The sequence below is a fragment of the Phycicoccus avicenniae genome, assembly GCF_050496545.1.
Classification (GTDB): Bacteria; Actinomycetota; Actinomycetes; order Actinomycetales; family Dermatophilaceae; genus Phycicoccus; species Phycicoccus avicenniae_A.
Genome location: NZ_JBNVZV010000010.1, coordinates 38,483 through 54,929, shown reverse-complemented (window position 1 = coordinate 54,929; position 16,447 = coordinate 38,483). Strand labels below are relative to the sequence as shown.

Genomic DNA, 16,447 nt, shown 5'->3' with positions numbered 1-16,447 from the left:
GCCAAAGAGCCCATTTCTCTGTGGCAGGACCGGGCGGGTCGGATGTGCGGGTGTAGGTCACCTCGTTTGACGGCCTGTGTCGCACTCCTTGACCAGGCGCATGTTCTGCACATCGGCGAACTTCACCTCGGTGACCTTGCTCTCCCCGTCGACGGTCAGTCGGACCTGCTGGTCGTCGGCGCTCTTCAATTCCCCGCACAACCGTTCGGTACTGGAGGTGACCTCGACGGCTGAGGTTGCGGAACCTGTTGGGCTAAGAAGCCACAAGCCGACGCCCGCAATGAGAGCGAACAAGCCGGGGACTGCGAACCGTGCAGCCCAGCGAAGGTCCCGGCGGGCGCGTTCGGCGTCCGCGGCTGCCAACGCGTTCTGCGAACCCCACTTGTCGGCGAACTCTTCGAATGTCAAAGCCTTCGGTTGTCCAGCAACCGCCCTGAGGGCGAACAGCAGCCCAACTGTGGTGGCGACCAACCCGCCGATAAGGGTGCCGGTGAGCCACGGGCGCCATGCCTCGTCGACGTCGGAAACCTTCTCGGGTCCGGACACCACGAGCCCTGCGGTGATGAGCGTGACTAGTGCGGCCAGGCCGTCGCGCCACTTGGTGGCGGACTCGCGAACACGCGGGAGCGACTGAACCGTCAGTTGTTGCCACTGCGTTTGCACGCTCGAACTTGCCTGCGTGGGTGGTCCAGAGGGGCGGTTGAACTGCGCGCTCATGGCGTGCCTTCCTTCACCTCGACGCGGAACACGACACCGCACCCGCTGACGCCGATGGGAGCGCCCGGATGGGTGACGTCGCACCCGCAGGTCACGTCCAACGAGATGTACGTGTCCTTTTCTCGGCTGAGAGTATTCAGCTTGCCGGCGGTGCCAACCACGGCGTCCAGCGTCATCGTCCAGTGCAGGGCGTGTGGGCATCGTGGGCACTGGCCTCTGACCCACCCTTCGCGGATGTTGTCCATGCGGCGAATGCCCACTTCCAAAGCGCCTGCCTTGAGGAGGTCATACGCCTTCGACGTCCACTCGTAGTCGTAGCGGTCTGTCGTCGCGTAGTCAACCGGGGTCTCTACCATGCTCCGAGGGTCGCCAAGGGAGCCCAGTCAGACAAGGGGGCAGCAGTGAGTTCTTCTCGCCGCCGTTGCAGGGTCCACAACAACGCCGCCGCCCAAGGCTGCGTCCGCGCCCGGTACAGGGTGTCGTTGACGACCGCGCGAGCCAAGCGGCTATCGCCCAGCTCGCTTATGGTCGTCAGCACCTGACGGCTGCCTCTGGCCAGTGCAAGCGTTCCGAGCGTCAACGGTTCACCAGTGTTCGGCTCCATCGTGTGAGCACCCCAGCACGCGAGCAGAGCGACGCTGCGTGGCACCGTCGCCGTGAACATGTCCGCTGGAGTGAGCAGGACGTCGTCCCCGAGCTCGAGGTAGTGACCCACCCCGCGGGTGAGGCGTCCGTGCGCCACGACCACCAACGTGTCGAGGTCCCCGCTCAGCGCTGCCTCCCGAGCGGACGCACCGGCGGTCGCTCGGTTAGTGGCGGGTGCGAGCCCAGCGAGGTCGTGTACGTGTACGTCTCCACCTATGTGGGCGAACACCTTCCCGTCATCGGGTACGGCTGCTGGCAAGGGGCCGTGATGCGCCGCCAGGGTCAAGGACGGCACAATCATCAGGGGGTGTGCCATCCCGAGCGGGGTGCCGTTGACGGGTAGGGCCGCCCAAGGAATGGACCACAGCCGCTCTAGCGGGACGAGCTGTATGCCGGTGCCAGTCGGCAGCTGCGCCAACGGTGCGGCCAACAGCGGTGCCAGTGCGTGCAGGTCGGCAGCGGTGGCGTCGGTTGGCCACGGTGACGTCCATTGGTCGAGTGCCGCTTTCGTTGCCTCGGGCAGTTCCACGAGCGTTACGGTCGCTGGGTGTCCTGGAGCCTTGAACAGACAGGCAATCTGCCCAGGCCGTGCGGGTACTTCGCACATGAGGACGAGAGCGACCTCCGTGTTGACCGCGGCCAGCAGCTGCCGGGCCTCGTCTGTGCTGACGGTTCGGTATGCCGCTGCCAAAGGTCCGGCCATGTTGTCCGCGTACTGGTCCGGAAGGGCCCCAGACAGGGCGGTCCGTCCCAGGGCTCGCACCGCCCGCTTTGGCGCATCGCGGTTCAACGGGTCCTTCAGCCGAGCTTGGTCGGTGCGTGCAATGAGCTGTGCCAGCAGGGCGGGGTCGTCCTGCGGTCGGAAGGTCAGCCCTGCGGTGATGCCCGCAAGTCGCCGTCCCCACAGGCGCTCGAACACAGTGGCAAACGCCTCCGGGACGTTCGCTTGGCAGATGTAGGTCAATGCGCGGCGGTAGATGTCGTCAAACCGGGCTCGGTACTCCCGCTGCCATTCGGGTCGGTCCTGACGGGCTCTGACCACCTCGGTTTGTTCTGTGGCGTGCAGGTGGAGCTGTACAGCCTGGTCGGTTTCATCGAGGTCGGCCGCGCAGTCGGCGAGGTGGCTCAGGCAGTACGACACCATCCATTCATCGTCGGTGCGGTCCTCGAAGTAATCGAGTGCGGCCACGAACGCATGGGCCGCGTCGTCCGGTTGACCGTTGTGGCGCAGCGCGGTCCCTTGAGAAATATGCAGGTGTGCGGTGGAACGAGGCAGGGCAGTGCCAGCCATCGCGAGCCCTCTCTCGCACGCCCGCAACGCCTCCTCGTAGTCGCCGTTGGCGGTGTGCGCGAACGCCAACAGGTCGTGGACGTCCACCGCCTCTTGCACCGCCCCGACCCTCAAGGCTGCGTCGGCGACCTGTCTGGCAACCGCGATGATGGCGTCCGCGTCCTCTCGTCGACGGTGGACGTCGGCAAGGCGGATGCCGGCCCCCGCCATGCCCACATCGTTGCCGTGTTTCTCGAAGTAGCTGAACGCCTCCCACAGGACCGACGCGGCGCGGTCGTGCTCGCCGACGAGTTCCAGCGCCTCTCCTTGGGCAATCTGCGCGTTGGCCGTGTAAATGGCGTCGCCAAGAGCCCGGGCGTCGCTCTCGCAATCTTGCGCCAAAGCCAACATCTGCCGGGCGGAGCCGCCGCGTCGGGTCAGGTAAACCAGCGGTAGACGCGCTCGCAGCGCGCCGAACCGGAAATTGAGGTCCGAGGCCGCGCTCAACGCTTCCTCGTACAGCTTTCGTGCTCGGTCGGTCTGGTCATGTTCCCGAGCGACGTCGCCCAACCCGATGAGAGCCTGCACTTCTACCAAAGGGTGCGACGCGTGCCTGCGCATCGTTGTGAACCGGTCCTCGGCAACGTCTAAATCGTGCGTGACCAATGCGCGGTCGGCTTCATCCTCGAGGTCGACTTCTCGTTTCCACATGCCAACGTCGACACGGTGGTCCGGCGCGACCGCGGGGCGAGCGGCCAGCTGTCGCAGGTAGTGCCACCGGGATCGCAGCGCAATCGTGACTGGCTCTTCGGGACACTCGACTAGCCAAGGGCCTGTATCACGGTCCGGAACCGCGACCCAGTCGCGGTACAGCCGCTGGCTGCTGTCGGTCACGCTTGCAGGCTCGGCGTCCACCATGAGGCAGTGCCTACCATCGCCGGCTAGTTCGCGCCATGGCCTGAGCGGCCGTTGGCATCCCGGGCACTGGCCGCTAGGACGGCCGAACGTAAGCGAGCAATCTTCTCCTGTTGGGCGTTCAGCTTCGCCGTTGAAGGGATTGCGCCCGGACCGGTCAGGCTGAGCCAGTACTCGGCAACACGGTCAGCGCGTTCGTCTTAGGGATGTGGTCGAGCGGTGCCGCCGTGCAGGACCAGGAGTCCGGCCCAGAGGGCGGTGCATAACGAAATGTGCTCGCCTCTTGAAATTCGGTCCGCGCGCTAATTCCACATGCCCCAAAGGCGCTGTCCAACTGAGTCCACAGGGACCTGAGTGCCGAACTAGATGTCTACCCTTGTGGCGGTGCCAGGCTCAACGACGTTCGCGAGATGTAGATGCCGGTCGGGCGTGACAGATTACGTGAGCCAGCGCCTGTGCGTCATTGCGCCCCGAGCCCCACCGCCACTCGGCGCTTGCCGACCGTACTCGACAAGCTCGCCTTGACGGACCGGCCTTCGGGGCGCCCTAGGCGTCAGCACGCTGCTACGGTGCGCCAACTAGACACACGGACCTTGCAGGGGGATGACGTGGCACGGTTTCTTCTCATCCACGACTGCCGAGCGTCTGCAGTGCTTGGTGCAGCGGTTTTCTATCGCCTCGTGAATCGCAGCGGGCACGAATGCGAGGTGTGGTTCGATCCGGTGACAACTGGTAGGACTGCGAAGTTCTGGACGGTTGGAGTAGAGGCGCTCTTGGCACGCGAGTCTGCGGAGGACCTTCACCTCGTCCTGTTTGGTCTTACCTTTAACGATCGCAACACGGCGAGTTGCCTGTCAGCATTGAGGAGCCTGGAGGACCTGTATGCATCGGTGACGGTGTGGACTCACCGCTACCCGGATGGCTACGGGCAAGGCGGATTAACCATCCGCATCCCTCCGGACGACCTTATCTACAACGACCCTAGCCACCCCTTGCTTTCTCGGCTGGGCCGTCACTTGGACGGGCATGACAAGGTGCTGCTGACGTCGGCCCTTCTGGCGGCGAAGGCGATCCCTGCGTCCTCATTCCCTGAAGAGGATGAACTCGCCCTTCGAGTGGCCAAGAGTTTGGATCATGATGTGGACCAAACATGGGAGGCTCTCACCTCGGGCCGTGCCGACTCGCTACCAACCATCGATCGTGCTGAAAACGATGCCGTGCTGGCGTCCCTTATCAACGTCGATAAAGCCTATCAAAAGTCGACAAACACCGTCGAGGCAACCATCGGTAAAGATGGCTCAAACCAGGTAGCTCACGCCCTGACAGCTTACGCGCGCTTGAACGCTGTACCTCCCGGCGCTGTCCTCATTTGCTGGGTTCGTAACGCAGATTCCGGCGTGCACGACCGTGTAATTCTCAAGCGGCACGACGAAGACCATGCCTTCCCGTCACTTCGCTGGCTTGTCGAGAACCGCTTTGGACAGCAGGTGCCGCGCCCCCTCCGAGGTCGTCATTTCGGTCCCCAAGATGTCCTGTACTTTTCGGTGCCGGAGGATGAGTCCCGTGCTTCCCTTGCATATGACCTAGAGAAGGTGGCTATTGAGTTGGCCAGGTCGGAGAGCGGTGGACGGCATCTCACAGCGGCGCTCACTCGCGATGTCGCGTCGGTGGGCAATGAGATCCTTCAGTCCATCGACTTAACCGGGACATACACGACGCCGGACCAGCCGCTAATTCGCATCGATGAAGCGTCGATCTACGTGCTCCTGCATCGCAGCAGCCGGACCAACAGTCGCAGGGCCACTCTCACGGTGCCGATCGAGGCAAAGGGCGCGGATGCTGTTGCCTTTCTCTTCCGAGAGAACGGTTACAACCTCCTCAAGATTGAACGAGCGCTCGAGGGGGCGCTTACAGGGCTGCGGATGCGAGGGCTGACGTGGCTACAGCCCCAAGGTGCGACGGCAATCGACACGCATCTCCCTAAGCGGGTTCGTCTTGACGTGAGGCCGACCCCAGGAGCAGAGGGTTCTGGGCGATTTGCGGAACGGGTCCGCAGGGGGCTTGATCGTGATCGGATGTCGACTATCGACAAGTCCCAAGGCGACGTCGCGGACGACTCTGTCATCGGTCGGGTTCTTGTTAAAGCAGAACTGAACAAGCTCGTCTGTTACAACGAGACGGAAACGATTGGCCCCTCCGTCGCCCATGCTCTAGCGCTTCTGAGCACAGCCACCGTGGCGGGTGAATGGGTTCGCCGTGGAGCGAGGCAGGGCGACCGGGGGAGTCGTATGAGGGTTCTCGACCTCTTCTCGGGAAGCGGGATCGCGAATCGCCTCTTAACGCAAGAGGGGCACACGGTAACCTCGGTGGATAAGTTCGTCCCCGCCAGCGCCGTGGGACTTGACTCGGGACGGGATGGATTGTGGCTTAAGGCGGACGCGCGGGACGTTCTCAACGAGACAAATCCCATTCTTGACCAGCGGTTTGACCTGATTGGCTTGGACCCGCCACATGCCGAACTGATGGACGTCCTGTTTTCCGGAACTACTCGCAGCCTAGTTTCCGCTTGTGCGAAGCGTTCCGACCTGCTTGTTCTCTACCAGGGGCACTCGACGCAATCAGGACGGCTCGCGCTCCTTCGCGCTGGCCTGCAGAACGCGGGCTTTCCGAATGTTGCCGTCCTTCAGGTCGAGGAAGAACTTATTGTGCTCGCCGCAACGCGGCGTTTGATCGGTGATTTCATCCGGTTTGTAGAGACCGTTATGGAGGAGCTTCGAGTCATCATCAACCGGTGGGGATTCGACCGGATGGTTGTAAGGTCAATTGGCCTTGGCGAGGATTCAGACCAGCCGGCCATCTGAGTAACCCAGTGTCCGGGCGCATCTTGCCAAGACCCGCCCGGTCGGCCAGTCCGACAAAGAGACGCTCGCGCGTCAATTCGCCGCCTGTTGACTGTCGACTTCGCTACTTCTGGATGGGAGATGCCGTCCGCGTTCCGGTTGGATGGGCTTATGACGACGCGGCTCGAGCAGGTGTATCCCGACGTTGCCGCCGCACTTGTTGCGATGCCGCGTCAGCGGCGGTCAGAGCTCGTTTATCAGCTGGCGCTCGATGCGCTGGCAGCGTCCGGGCTTGAGATCCCGCCCGAAGGAACCGACCTGGCAGGGTGGTCCGACGCCCAGGACTCGCAGGGGTGGTCTGCAGACGAGCAGGGTGAATGGTCCCAACCAGAGGACGACTTTGCGCGTGCTCGTGCCGCGTCAGCGCTACGCCTGGCTGCCGACAGCACGCGATCAGACGCGGCCCAGGAGTCGGTGTACGAGAGCATCGCAGCACTCGGGCCTGACTCTGTACGGAAGAAGTTCGTCCTAGCGCGATAGCGAGTCGATGTCTGGATCAAAACTGCGTCTCTCCGCCGCCAGACGGGCTACTGGTCGTCGTCATGGCAGCAGGTCGAGGTACTTCCTCCGGGCCGGCATTGCGTGGATGACCATCTCATCCCCGCTGTCGAAGATGAGCACGACGGTCTCGAGCATTCGAGCGCCGGTGTCGAAGCCGAGACGGAGTTCGCGGGCGGGAGTCTCATCCTCAGTCAGCGGCTCGATCCAGATCGCCCACTCGGCAGCCTGGACGGCATCCTCGAGGGCGACCCCATGCTTGAGTGCGCTGGGGTGGACCTTCACGCCGCGAAGTGCGCCAAGGCTGCTCTGATCGCCTCAGAGCGGCTCATGCGATTCTTCGACGCGGCTGCATCGAGCGCATCCAGCTCCTCAGCAGTGAGCCGGACCGCGACGACCTGCATCGGCTCCGCTCCACGGCCGGGTCGGCCGCGGCCGCGCCGCTTGAGGGCCTCGACGTCGTAGCCCGCCTCGGCCTCGTCCGCCCACTTCTGAATCTGCTCGTCACTCGCCACGATCAAAGCGTATAACGAAAATGGGGCGATCGGGACCACGGCGTGAGCCCGTGGAGGTAGCCCACATCGCCGCTTTCGGGGGAGGGTCTGTCGTGCGATCGCGGCGCGCGTGGCGTTCGGTCAGAGAACGCTCGATCCGCTGCAGCGCGCACCGCGGCGTGGGTAGCGTCTGAGCCCGTGGGGCGATCGATCTTCAAGCGACTCGAGCAGCGATGGGACAGCAGGGAAGGGCACGTGGGCGTAGCCGAGGGTGGCTACGACCCGGTCGTCGGCGAGGCGACGGTGGAGGTCGCCGCGTCACGACAGCGCGTCTGGGACTTCGTGACCGCTCCCGAGTCGATGTTCTTCGTGTCGGACGGCGTGACCAAGACGTTCCGCGTCCCGGGCACTCCGGTCGGGCGCCCCGGGGAGCAGATCTGCGTGGTGCACGACCTGGGCGGCATCGTGTCGGTGCAGATGGTCGAGGTCTCGAGCACGAACGCACCGACCATGTTCGCCGCACGGTGGTTGACGAGTGAGGGTGGCCTCGTCGAGCGGACGGTCCTCACCGCGCTGGACGGCGACCGCACGGCCCTGAACCTGCAGCTCGAGATGATCGTGCCTCACGGGGAGGGGCAGCGGATCGCTCCGTCGCTCCAGCAGCAGACCGAGAGCTCGGTTCGTCGCATCAGAGCGGCCATCGAGTCCGGGGCTCACTTCCGTCGCCCTGACGACCCGGCAGGGCTCGTCACGGACGAGGGTTGAGTGACGCATCGCGACGGAGGATCGTCCGTGCTCCCACCCGGATGATCCTCCTCGCTGCTCAGACCGTGGGCTCGGGGCACTCCGGCGAGCGGTCGGCGGCGGCGGCACGGCGGGAGGTGCGCGCAGCCGTCAGCGAGTCGTAGGACAGCAGCACCAGGGCCACCCAGACGATGCCGAACCCGATCCACAGCCGCCCGGACACGTGCTCGCCGAGCAGTGTCACGCCGACGACGAGCTGCAGCACCGGGGTGATGAACTGGATGAGCCCCACCGTGACCAGGGGGATCCGGCGGGCCGCAGCAGCGAAGAGCAGCAACGGGACCGCCGTCACGACCCCCGACAGCACGAGCAGCGTCGTGTGCCATCCGCCGTGCCCGGCGAAGGTGATCTCGTCCCTCGCCGCGAGCACGAAGAGCACGACGACCGCCACCGGCGCCAGCACGGTGGTCTCGGCGGCCAGCGAGTGCATCGCCTCGAGCGAGGCGCCGACCTTCTTCTTCACGAGCCCGTACAGGCCGAACGAGAACGCCAGTGCGAGAGGGATCCACGGCACGACACCGCCGGCCACGGCGAGCCACACCGACGCCACGGCGCCCACGCCCACGGCGGCCCACTGCAGCGGCCGCAGCCGCTCGCGCAGCACGAACACCCCGAGAGCCACCGTGACGATGGGGTTCAGGAAGTACCCCAGCGCCGCCTCGTAGGTGCGCCCGGTGAGCACCGCCAGCACGTAGATGACCCAGTTCGCGGCGATCAGCAGCCCGGCCACCGTGATGCCGGCGACGAGGCGCGGCCGCGTGACGAACCCGCGGATCCACGCGAGGTCGCGCCGGACGAGCAGCACGAGCACGCAGATGGCCAGCGTCCAGAGGATGCGGTGCGCGAGGATCTCGAATGCGCCCGACGGCTTGAGCGAGGCGAAGTACAGCGGGAAGAGACCCCACACGCCGTAGGCGAGGAACCCGTAGCCGGTGCCCCGGCGGACCTCCGCCGCGGCCTCGTCGGACGCGGTCGGACCGGAACCGTCAGGAGCCCCCGACGTCACCCCACGGTCCAGGTGTCACGCCCGCGCAGCAGCTCGGCGAGGTCGTCGTCGCCGGCGGGCCCGCCGGCCGCCTCCACCGCACCGGATACCTGCGCACGCACGAGGTCGTCGTAGGTCGGCCGCGAGACCTGGCGGAAGATGCCCATCGGCACGTGCGTCATCTCTGGGGAGTCCAGCCGCGAGAGCTGGAAGGCCTGCGACGGGTCGTCCAGAGCGGGGTCGTGGACGACGACCGCACCCTTCTCGCCGGTCTCGGCCTGCGCCTCGGACACGAACTTCATGACGCCCGAGCCCTGGCGCACGAGCACCTTGCGGTCGTCCTCGGCGCCGACCGTGATCGCCTCACCGTCACGCAGACGAACGATGCGCGCCTCCTGCTGTGAGCGGTCCTTGAGCACCTCGAACGCGCCGTCGTTGAAGATCGGGCAGTTCTGGTAGATCTCGACCAGCGCCGTACCCCGGTGCTGCGCAGCCGCTTTCAGGATGGTGGTCAGCTCGGCGCGGTCGGACTCCATCGCGCGCGCGACGAACGTGGCCTCGGCACCGAGCGCCAGCGACACCGGGTTGAACGGCGCGTCGACCGACCCCAGCGGGCTCGACTTCGTGACCTGCCCGACCCGCGACGTCGGCGAGTACTGGCCCTTGGTCAGGCCGTAGATCTGGTTGTTGAACAACAGGATCGTCATGTTCACGTTGCGGCGCAGCGCGTGGATCAGGTGGTTGCCGCCGATCGACAGCGCATCCCCGTCACCGGTGACGACCCACACCGACAGGTCCGGCCGCGACGTCGCGAGACCGGTCGCGATGGCCGGTGCCCGCCCGTGGATCGAGTGCATCCCGTACGTGTCGAGGTAGTACGGGAAGCGCGACGAGCAGCCGATGCCCGAGACGAACGTGATGTTCTCGCGCTTCAGCCCGAGCTCGGGGAGGAAGGACTGGACCGCCGCGAGGATGACGTAGTCACCGCAGCCGGGGCACCAGCGCACCTCCTGGTCCGAGGTGAAGTCGCGCTTGGTCTGCTTCGGCGCGCCGTCGGGGAGCGCTGGCACGTGCTGGAGCCCGCTGACGGGCATCCCCAGGTCGGTGGTGGTCACCGGACCTCCTCGAGGGTGGACGAGATGACGTCGGCGAGCTCGACCGTCGTGAACGGGAGCCCGCGGACCGAGCTGTGCGTGCGGACGTCGACGAGGTACGTGCCGCGCAGGAGCAGCGCGAGCTGACCCGTGTTCATCTCCGGGACGACGACGCGGTCGTACCGGCGCAGGACGTCGCCGAGGTTCGCGGGGAACGGGCTGATGTGCCGCAGGTGCGCCCGCGCCACGGCCGCACCGGTGTTGCGCACCACGCGCGTCGCCGCCGCGATCGGGCCGTATGTCGAGCCCCAGCCGAGGACGAGCACGCGCGCGTCGCCGGTCGGGTCGTCGACCTCGAGGTCGGGCACCGACACCCCGGCGACCTTGGCCGCGCGCAGGCGGACCATCCGGTCGTGGTTGTCGGGGTCGTAGCTGATGTCGCCGGTGACGTCGGCCTTCTCGATGCCGCCGATGCGGTGCTCGAGCCCCGCAGTGCCGGGCACGGCCCACGGGCGGGCGAGGGTCTCGGGGTCGCGCAGGTAGGGCCGGAACACCGGCTCACCCTTGTCGTCGACGGCGTTCGGCTCCGACGCCAGCTCGACGGGCCCGCCCGGCAGGTCCTCCACGGACGGCACCGACCACGGCTCGGAGCCGTTCGCGAGGTAGCCGTCGGAGAGCAGGACGACCGGCGTGCGGTACTCCGTGGCGATGCGCACGGCCTCCATCGCGGCGTCGAAGCAGTCGGCGGGCGTCTGCGCGGCGATGACCGGCACCGGCGACTCGCCGTTGCGGCCGTACATCACCTGGAGCAGGTCGGCCTGCTCGGTCTTGGTCGGCAGGCCGGTCGACGGCCCACCACGCTGGATGTCGACGACGACCAGCGGCAGTTCCAGGGAGACAGCCAGCCCGATGGTCTCGGACTTCAGCGCGATACCCGGCCCGGACGTCGTCGTGACCCCGATGGCCCCGCCGTACGAGGCGCCGAGCGCGATGCCGATGCCGGCGATCTCGTCCTCGGCCTGGATGGTGGTCACGCCGTGCCGCTTCATCGACGAGAGCGCGTGGAGGATGTCCGAGGCCGGCGTGATGGGGTACGAGCCGAGCACGAGCGGTCGCCCGGCCCGGTGCGACGCCGCCACGAGTCCCAGCGCCAGCGCCGTGTTCCCCGTGACGTTGCGGTACGTGCCGGGCGCCATCGGGGCGGGCTGGACGACGTAGGTGGAGGCGAAGTCCTCGGTGGTCTCGCCGTAGTTCCAGCCGGCGGTCAGCGCCGCGAGGTTGGCGGCCAGGATCTCGGGGCGGCCGCCGAACTTCTTGCGCAGGAACTCCTGGGTGCCCGTGGTCGGCCGGGTGTACATCCACGAGAGCAGGCCGAGGGCGAACATGTTCTTCGCCCGCTCCTTCTCCTTGCGGGTGAGCCCGGAGAACTCGGCGAGCGCCTCGACGGTGATGGACGTCAGGGCGACGGGGTGGACGTGCCAGGACTCCAGCGAGCCGTCCTCGAGCGGGCTGTCGGCGTACCCGACCTTGCCGAGGTTGCGCTTGGTGAACTCGTCGGTGTTGACGATGAGCGTCGCGCCGCGGGGGAGGTCCGCGAGGTTGGCCTTCAGGGCGGCGGGGTTCATCGCGACGAGGACGTCGGGGGCGTCGCCCGGGGTGAGGACGTCGTGGTCGGCGAAGTGCAGCTGGAAGCTCGAGACGCCCGGGAGGGTGCCCTGGGGTGCGCGGATCTCCGCCGGGAAGTTCGGCAGCGTCGACAGGTCGTTGCCGAGCGCCGCGGTCTCGGAGGTGAACCGGTCACCCGTCAGCTGCATCCCGTCGCCGGAGTCCCCGGCGAACCGGATGACGACGCGGTCGAGGGTCTGGACGGTCTTGCTGGTCACGGTGGTCCCTGGGGTGTCGGGAGTGCTCTCGTGGGGCCCAACACGCTCGTGGGCGCACCGTGTTCCATCGTACGTCGCAGGTCAGGGTGGCCTTGGTCGCATCCACCCAGCGGTCGGCCACCGCGGCGGGCCGGCCCCGCGACGGCGGAGGCCGCGGGCCGCCTAGGCTGGCGCCCCATGGAGGGGTACGGGGACGGACGACGCCCGCGACGGGGGAGAGCAGCGGCCGTGGGGGTGCTCACGGCGCTGACGGTGCTCACGGGGTGCAGCACGATGCCCGGGGCCGCACCGGACCCGCGCGAGCAGCTGGCGCAGCGCCCCACCTTCGAGGCCGCCGAGCGCGGCTACCTCGACCTCCTCGCCGAGCTCAAGCGGATCCTCGACGAGCGGGTGCCCGGGCTCGAGTGGCAGTCCGAGGGCCCGGCCGAGCGCAGCAGGGGCGGATGCGGGGAGCCGTTCGACCGGGTCGACGGCGCGGAGAACGCCAACTACTCCGTGGGGCGCGGCGCCATGGGTGCAGTGCCGGACGCTCAGTGGCAGCCGACCGTCGACGCCCTCCGCGTGCCCCTGGGGGAGCAGGGCTTCACCCAGGTGACCGTCCTGCAGGACGAGCCGGGCGCGCACGAGGTCAGCATCGGCGACCCGCACACCGGCGCCCGCGTGGTCTTCGGCACGAAGGTCGGCACGATCCTCACGCTGTACGGCGCCTGCTTCCTGCGCGAGGACCGCGGCTAGGCTGACGCGTCATGGAGGGCTACCTCGCCGCCGCCGCGGTGATCCTCGCGGGCGTGCTGCTGGTCGCCGCCGCGATGGTCGTCCGGCGCCTCGTGGCGCCGCGGGCCGCCGGAGCGGTCGGGCGGACCACCTACGAGTCGGGCGTCGACCCCGTCGGCGCCGGCTGGGCCCAGTCGCGGGTGCGCTACCTCTCCTTCGCCTTCCTCTACGTGGTCTTCGCCGTCGACTCCGTCTACCTCTTCCCCTGGGCGCTGGTCCTGCGCGACGCCGACCTCGGGGTCGCCTCGCTCGTCGAGGTCGTCGTCTTCGTCGGGGTCGTCCTCCTCGGGCTCCTGCACGCCGGCCGCCGCGGCCTCCTCCGCTGGGACCTGAAATGAGCGCCCGATGAGCGTCGACCTGCCGATGCCCCGCGTCGGGCCGCTCGGCGAGCACGCGCCCAAGCCCATCCGGGTCGTCCTCAACTGGGGGCGCCGGTACAGCCTCTGGGTCTTCAACTTCGGGCTCGCCTGCTGCGCCATCGAGTTCATCGCCACGTCGATGGGCCGGCACGACTTCATCCGGCTCGGCGTCATCCCGTTCGCGCCCGGCCCTCGGCAGGCCGACCTGATGGTCGTCTCCGGAACCGTCACGGACAAGATGGCGCCCGCCATCCGCCGCCTCTACGACCAGATGCCCGAGCCGAAGTACGTCATCAGCTTCGGGGCGTGCTCGAACTCCGGTGGGCCGTACTGGGACTCGTACTCCGTCACCAAGGGTGTCGACCAGGTCATCCCCGTCGACGTCTACGTGCCCGGATGCCCGCCGCGGCCCGAGGCACTGCTCCAGGGCATCATCCGGCTCCAGGAGAAGATCGCCGCCGAGCGGGTCAGCGGAGGCGCCATCGCCGAGCGCCGGGCGGGGCGCTTCGCCGGCCACCGTGCCGCCACCGCCGCCGACGTCACCCGCGGGCTGGTCGGTAAGCCGTGACCACCCCCGCACTGGCGCTGCTCGCGCTCGTCGCCTTCGTCACCGAGATGGCGCTCTTCGGCGGGGTCGGCGCGCTCGCGCACCACGCCACCGGTGGGGGAGCGGCCGGGTGGGCGGCCGCCGTCGCCGCCACCCTCCTGGTCCTCGTGCTCTGGGGGGTGTTCATGGCGCCGAAGGGCCGGCTCCGGCTGGCCCCCGGCCCGCGCACCGTGGCGGCGATCGTCCTCGTCTACGGCGTGGCGTTCGGGCTGCTGGCCACCGACCGGGTCGGCTGGGCCTGGTTCGTCGGCATCGCCGGGCTGGCCGTCGTCGCCGCCCAGACGGTGCTGCAGCCGGGGGAGCACGCAGGGGCCGACCGCACCCCTTGACCCGGCGCTGACCACCGCGTCACCGGATGCTCCGGCAACCGTCACCCGGCGTTCGTCCGGGCGTCGCCCCGTGGGGCCCCCGGCGCTCCTAGCGTCCTGCCCATGACGATCGCCCCGGAGAACCGTCCCCTGCTCGCGCTCGCGACCCACGCCCGTGGGAAGCGCAGCGCCGTGACCTGCCGCCTCAAGTGCGGTGACGCGTGCGCCCACGAGGCGCCCAACACCAGCGGCAACGAGTACTTCCGCGACGTCGCCGGACGGGCGTTCAGCCGCCGGGGTGCGCTAGGCGCCGCCGGCGCCCTCGCCCTGGCCGTCGGCACCGCCGACGCCGCCGCGGCCTCGAGCGGCGGCCGCCACCCCGGCCGGGGGCTGCGGTTCACGCCCATCGCGCCGGTGGCCAAGGACGTCGACGCGCTCACCGTGCCGAAGGGCTGGCGCTGGACCCCGGTCATCCGCTGGGGCGACCCCCTCTTCCGCGGCAGCCGGGAGTTCGACCCCGAGAACCAGACCGAGCGCTCGCAGCTCGGCCAGTTCGGCTACAACTGCGACTACCTCGACATCATCGGGATCGACGGCGGGCGGGGCCGGCGGGCGCTGGGCGTGGTCAACCACGAGTACACCAACGAGGCGATCATGTTCCCGCCGACCGAGGACCCCGAGCAGGTCGCCGAGAACAAGCGGACCGCGATGGCCGCCCACGGCCTGACGGTGGTCGAGCTGCGACGCTCGGGCGAGGGCCGTCCGTGGGAGTACGTGCGCGGCAGCCACTACAACCGGCGGATCCACGTGCAGACGCGGTTCGCGGTCACCGGTCCCGCGGCCGGGCACCGCCTGCTGCGCACGAAGGACGACCCGGTCGGCCGCACCGTGCTCGGGACGCAGAACAACTGCTCGGGCGGCACCACGCCGTGGGGCACCGTGCTCTCGGGCGAGGAGAACGTCAACCAGTACTTCGTCGCGAACGACACCCCCGAGAACAAGCGGTACGGCTTCCCCACGACGGTCAGCGACTCCGGTCGCAACTGGTGGACCGTCGACCCGCGCTTCGACGCCCGCCGGCCGGGGTACGAGAACGAGGTCAACCGCTTCGGCTGGGTGGTCGAGGTCGACCCGATGGAGCCCGACTCCACGCCCGTCAAGCACACCGCCCTGGGCCGCCTCAAGCACGAGGGCGCCAACATCCGGGTGGCCCGCGACGGCCGGGTCGTCGCCTACATGGGGGACGACGAGCGCTTCGAGTACCTCTACAAGTTCGTGTCCGAGAAGCGGATGGCCCGCGGGAAGGGCCGAGCCGCCCGCGCACACAACAAGACGCTGCTGACCAGCGGCGACCTCTACGTCGCCCGGTTCGTCGGCGACAGCCCCGCCGCCGAGATCGACGGCACCGGCGCCCTGCCCTCCGACGAGCGGTTCGACGGCCGCGGCGAGTGGGTGCCGCTGGTCAGGGACGGGCGCTCGCGGGTGCCCGGGATGGACGTCGCCGAGGTGCTCGTGCACACCCGGCTCGCCGCCGACAAGGTCGGCGCCACGAAGATGGACCGCCCCGAGGACGTCCAGCCCAACCCGGTGACGGGCAGGGTCTACGCGGCACTGACGAACAACACCAACCGCGGGGTCGGCACGAACGCGCCGGCCGACGAGGCCAACCCCCGCGTCACGAACCGCGAGGGCCACGTCCTCGAGCTGACCGAGGCCGGGAACGACGCCACCGCCACGCGGTTCTCCTGGAACCTCCTGCTGGTCTGCGGCGACCCCGCGAGCGCCGGCACGTACTTCGGCGGCTACGAGGGGCCGGTCTCGCCCATCTCCTGCCCGGACAACGTCGCCTTCGACTCCACCGGCGCCCTGTGGATCTCCACCGACGGCCAGCCGGGGACCATCGGGTACTGCGACGCGCTGCACCGCGTCACCCTCGAGGGGCGCGACCGCGGCAAGGTCGAGCAGTTCCTCGCGGTGCCCCGCGAGGCCGAGACCTGCGGGCCGGTGGTCCACGACCGGGACGGCGACGGCTCGGTGTTCGTCAGCGTCCAGCACCCGGGGGAGGACGGGTCGTGGGCCGACCAGCACTCGTACTTCCCCGACTACGTGGCCCCCGGCTCGCTCGCCGGCGGGCGCTGGGGCGGGCCCCGGCCGAGCGTGGTGCAGGTGCACCGCGCCTGACCAGCGATCCCCG

At 68.4% G+C, this 16,447-nt stretch carries 15 protein-coding genes; 7 read left to right on the top strand and 8 right to left on the bottom strand.

Annotation, left to right across the window (positions count from 1 at the left end; genetic code table 11):
- Positions 1 to 57: 57 nt before the first annotated feature.
- The 3 genes from ACQZ2A_RS10340 to ACQZ2A_RS10330 are packed head-to-tail and all read right to left on the bottom strand — an operon-like array spanning position 58 to position 3,526.
- Positions 58 to 717: a hypothetical protein gene (locus ACQZ2A_RS10340; RefSeq protein ID WP_430210424.1), complete on the bottom strand. Its 660-nt coding sequence runs from the start codon at positions 715 to 717 to the stop codon at positions 58 to 60.
- Positions 714 to 1,073, bottom strand: a complete 360-nt coding sequence (locus ACQZ2A_RS10335; RefSeq protein ID WP_430210421.1) for a hypothetical protein — start codon at positions 1,071 to 1,073, stop codon at positions 714 to 716. The genes ACQZ2A_RS10340 and ACQZ2A_RS10335 overlap by 4 nt, the downstream gene beginning before the upstream one ends.
- Positions 1,067 to 3,526 carry a CHAT domain-containing tetratricopeptide repeat protein gene (locus ACQZ2A_RS10330; RefSeq protein ID WP_430210419.1) on the bottom strand — a complete coding sequence of 820 codons (2,460 nt, stop codon included), beginning with the start codon at positions 3,524 to 3,526 and terminating at the stop codon, positions 1,067 to 1,069. Before ACQZ2A_RS10330 ends, ACQZ2A_RS10335 begins: the two co-directional genes overlap by 7 nt.
- 701 nt (positions 3,527 to 4,227) lie before the next feature.
- Between ACQZ2A_RS10330 and ACQZ2A_RS10325 the strand changes: the two genes are divergently transcribed.
- Positions 4,228 to 6,408 carry a hypothetical protein gene (locus ACQZ2A_RS10325; protein WP_430210416.1) on the top strand — a complete coding sequence of 727 codons (2,181 nt, stop codon included), beginning with the start codon at positions 4,228 to 4,230 and terminating at the stop codon, positions 6,406 to 6,408.
- Positions 6,409 to 6,987: 579 nt separating this feature from the next.
- Here the strand turns inward: ACQZ2A_RS10325 and ACQZ2A_RS10320 are convergent.
- Entirely contained in the window at positions 6,988 to 7,230 is a 243-nt protein-coding gene (locus ACQZ2A_RS10320; protein ID WP_430210414.1) for a toxin, read from the bottom strand.
- Positions 7,227 to 7,466: a ribbon-helix-helix protein, CopG family gene (locus ACQZ2A_RS10315; RefSeq protein WP_430210630.1), complete on the bottom strand. Its 240-nt coding sequence runs from the start codon at positions 7,464 to 7,466 to the stop codon at positions 7,227 to 7,229. The genes ACQZ2A_RS10320 and ACQZ2A_RS10315 overlap by 4 nt, the downstream gene beginning before the upstream one ends.
- A 228-nt stretch (positions 7,467 to 7,694) precedes the next feature.
- On the opposite strand from ACQZ2A_RS10315, the gene ACQZ2A_RS10310 reads away from it, so the two are divergent.
- Positions 7,695 to 8,204: an SRPBCC family protein gene (locus ACQZ2A_RS10310; protein ID WP_430210411.1), complete on the top strand. Its 510-nt coding sequence runs from the start codon at positions 7,695 to 7,697 to the stop codon at positions 8,202 to 8,204.
- A gap of 58 nt (positions 8,205 to 8,262) precedes the next feature.
- On the opposite strand, the gene rarD is transcribed toward ACQZ2A_RS10310, so the two are convergent.
- The 3 genes from rarD to ACQZ2A_RS10295 are packed head-to-tail and all read right to left on the bottom strand — an operon-like array spanning position 8,263 to position 12,205.
- Positions 8,263 to 9,249, bottom strand: a complete 987-nt coding sequence (rarD, locus tag ACQZ2A_RS10305) for an EamA family transporter RarD (RefSeq protein WP_430210409.1) — start codon at positions 9,247 to 9,249, stop codon at positions 8,263 to 8,265.
- Positions 9,246 to 10,322, bottom strand: a complete 1,077-nt coding sequence (locus ACQZ2A_RS10300) for a 2-oxoacid:ferredoxin oxidoreductase subunit beta (RefSeq protein WP_430210629.1) — start codon at positions 10,320 to 10,322, stop codon at positions 9,246 to 9,248. Before ACQZ2A_RS10300 ends, rarD begins: the two co-directional genes overlap by 4 nt.
- A 17-nt stretch (positions 10,323 to 10,339) precedes the next feature.
- The gene (locus ACQZ2A_RS10295; protein ID WP_430210408.1) at positions 10,340 to 12,205 is read right to left on the bottom strand and encodes a 2-oxoacid:acceptor oxidoreductase subunit alpha; all 1,866 of its coding nucleotides are present in this window, start codon (positions 12,203 to 12,205) and stop codon (positions 10,340 to 10,342) included.
- Positions 12,206 to 12,433: 228 nt separating this feature from the next.
- On the opposite strand from ACQZ2A_RS10295, the gene ACQZ2A_RS10290 reads away from it, so the two are divergent.
- The 5 genes from ACQZ2A_RS10290 to ACQZ2A_RS10270 all read left to right on the top strand — a co-directional run bounded on the left by ACQZ2A_RS10290 (position 12,434) and on the right by ACQZ2A_RS10270 (position 16,434).
- Positions 12,434 to 12,940, top strand: coding sequence for an LppA family lipoprotein (locus ACQZ2A_RS10290; protein ID WP_430210407.1), 507 nt, complete (start codon positions 12,434 to 12,436; stop codon positions 12,938 to 12,940).
- 11 nt (positions 12,941 to 12,951) lie between these two features.
- Complete coding sequence (locus tag ACQZ2A_RS10285) at positions 12,952 to 13,317, top strand: NADH-quinone oxidoreductase subunit A (protein WP_430210405.1); 366 nt, start codon at positions 12,952 to 12,954, stop codon at positions 13,315 to 13,317.
- Between the two features lie 7 nt (positions 13,318 to 13,324).
- Positions 13,325 to 13,906: an NADH-quinone oxidoreductase subunit B gene (locus ACQZ2A_RS10280; protein WP_430210404.1), complete on the top strand. Its 582-nt coding sequence runs from the start codon at positions 13,325 to 13,327 to the stop codon at positions 13,904 to 13,906.
- Positions 13,903 to 14,274 carry a DUF2568 domain-containing protein gene (locus ACQZ2A_RS10275; protein ID WP_430210401.1) on the top strand — a complete coding sequence of 124 codons (372 nt, stop codon included), beginning with the start codon at positions 13,903 to 13,905 and terminating at the stop codon, positions 14,272 to 14,274. Before ACQZ2A_RS10280 ends, ACQZ2A_RS10275 begins: the two co-directional genes overlap by 4 nt.
- A gap of 102 nt (positions 14,275 to 14,376) precedes the next feature.
- Complete coding sequence (locus ACQZ2A_RS10270) at positions 14,377 to 16,434, top strand: PhoX family protein (protein WP_430210398.1); 2,058 nt, start codon at positions 14,377 to 14,379, stop codon at positions 16,432 to 16,434.
- The last annotated feature ends 13 nt before the right edge of the window (positions 16,435 to 16,447 follow it).

What these genes read in the sequence shown, in the direction of transcription:
- ACQZ2A_RS10335 (WP_430210421.1), bottom strand. Translation starts at nt 1,073, where the DNA reads ATGGTAGAGACCCCGGTTGACTACGCGACGACAGACCGCTACGACTAC.
- ACQZ2A_RS10285 (WP_430210405.1), top strand. Translation starts at nt 12,952, where the DNA reads ATGGAGGGCTACCTCGCCGCCGCCGCGGTGATCCTCGCGGGCGTGCTG.
- ACQZ2A_RS10340 (WP_430210424.1), bottom strand. Translation starts at nt 717, where the DNA reads ATGAGCGCGCAGTTCAACCGCCCCTCTGGACCACCCACGCAGGCAAGT.
- ACQZ2A_RS10270 (WP_430210398.1), top strand. Translation starts at nt 14,377, where the DNA reads ATGACGATCGCCCCGGAGAACCGTCCCCTGCTCGCGCTCGCGACCCAC.
- ACQZ2A_RS10300 (WP_430210629.1), bottom strand. Translation starts at nt 10,322, where the DNA reads ATGCCCGTCAGCGGGCTCCAGCACGTGCCAGCGCTCCCCGACGGCGCG.
- ACQZ2A_RS10280 (WP_430210404.1), top strand. Translation starts at nt 13,325, where the DNA reads ATGAGCGTCGACCTGCCGATGCCCCGCGTCGGGCCGCTCGGCGAGCAC.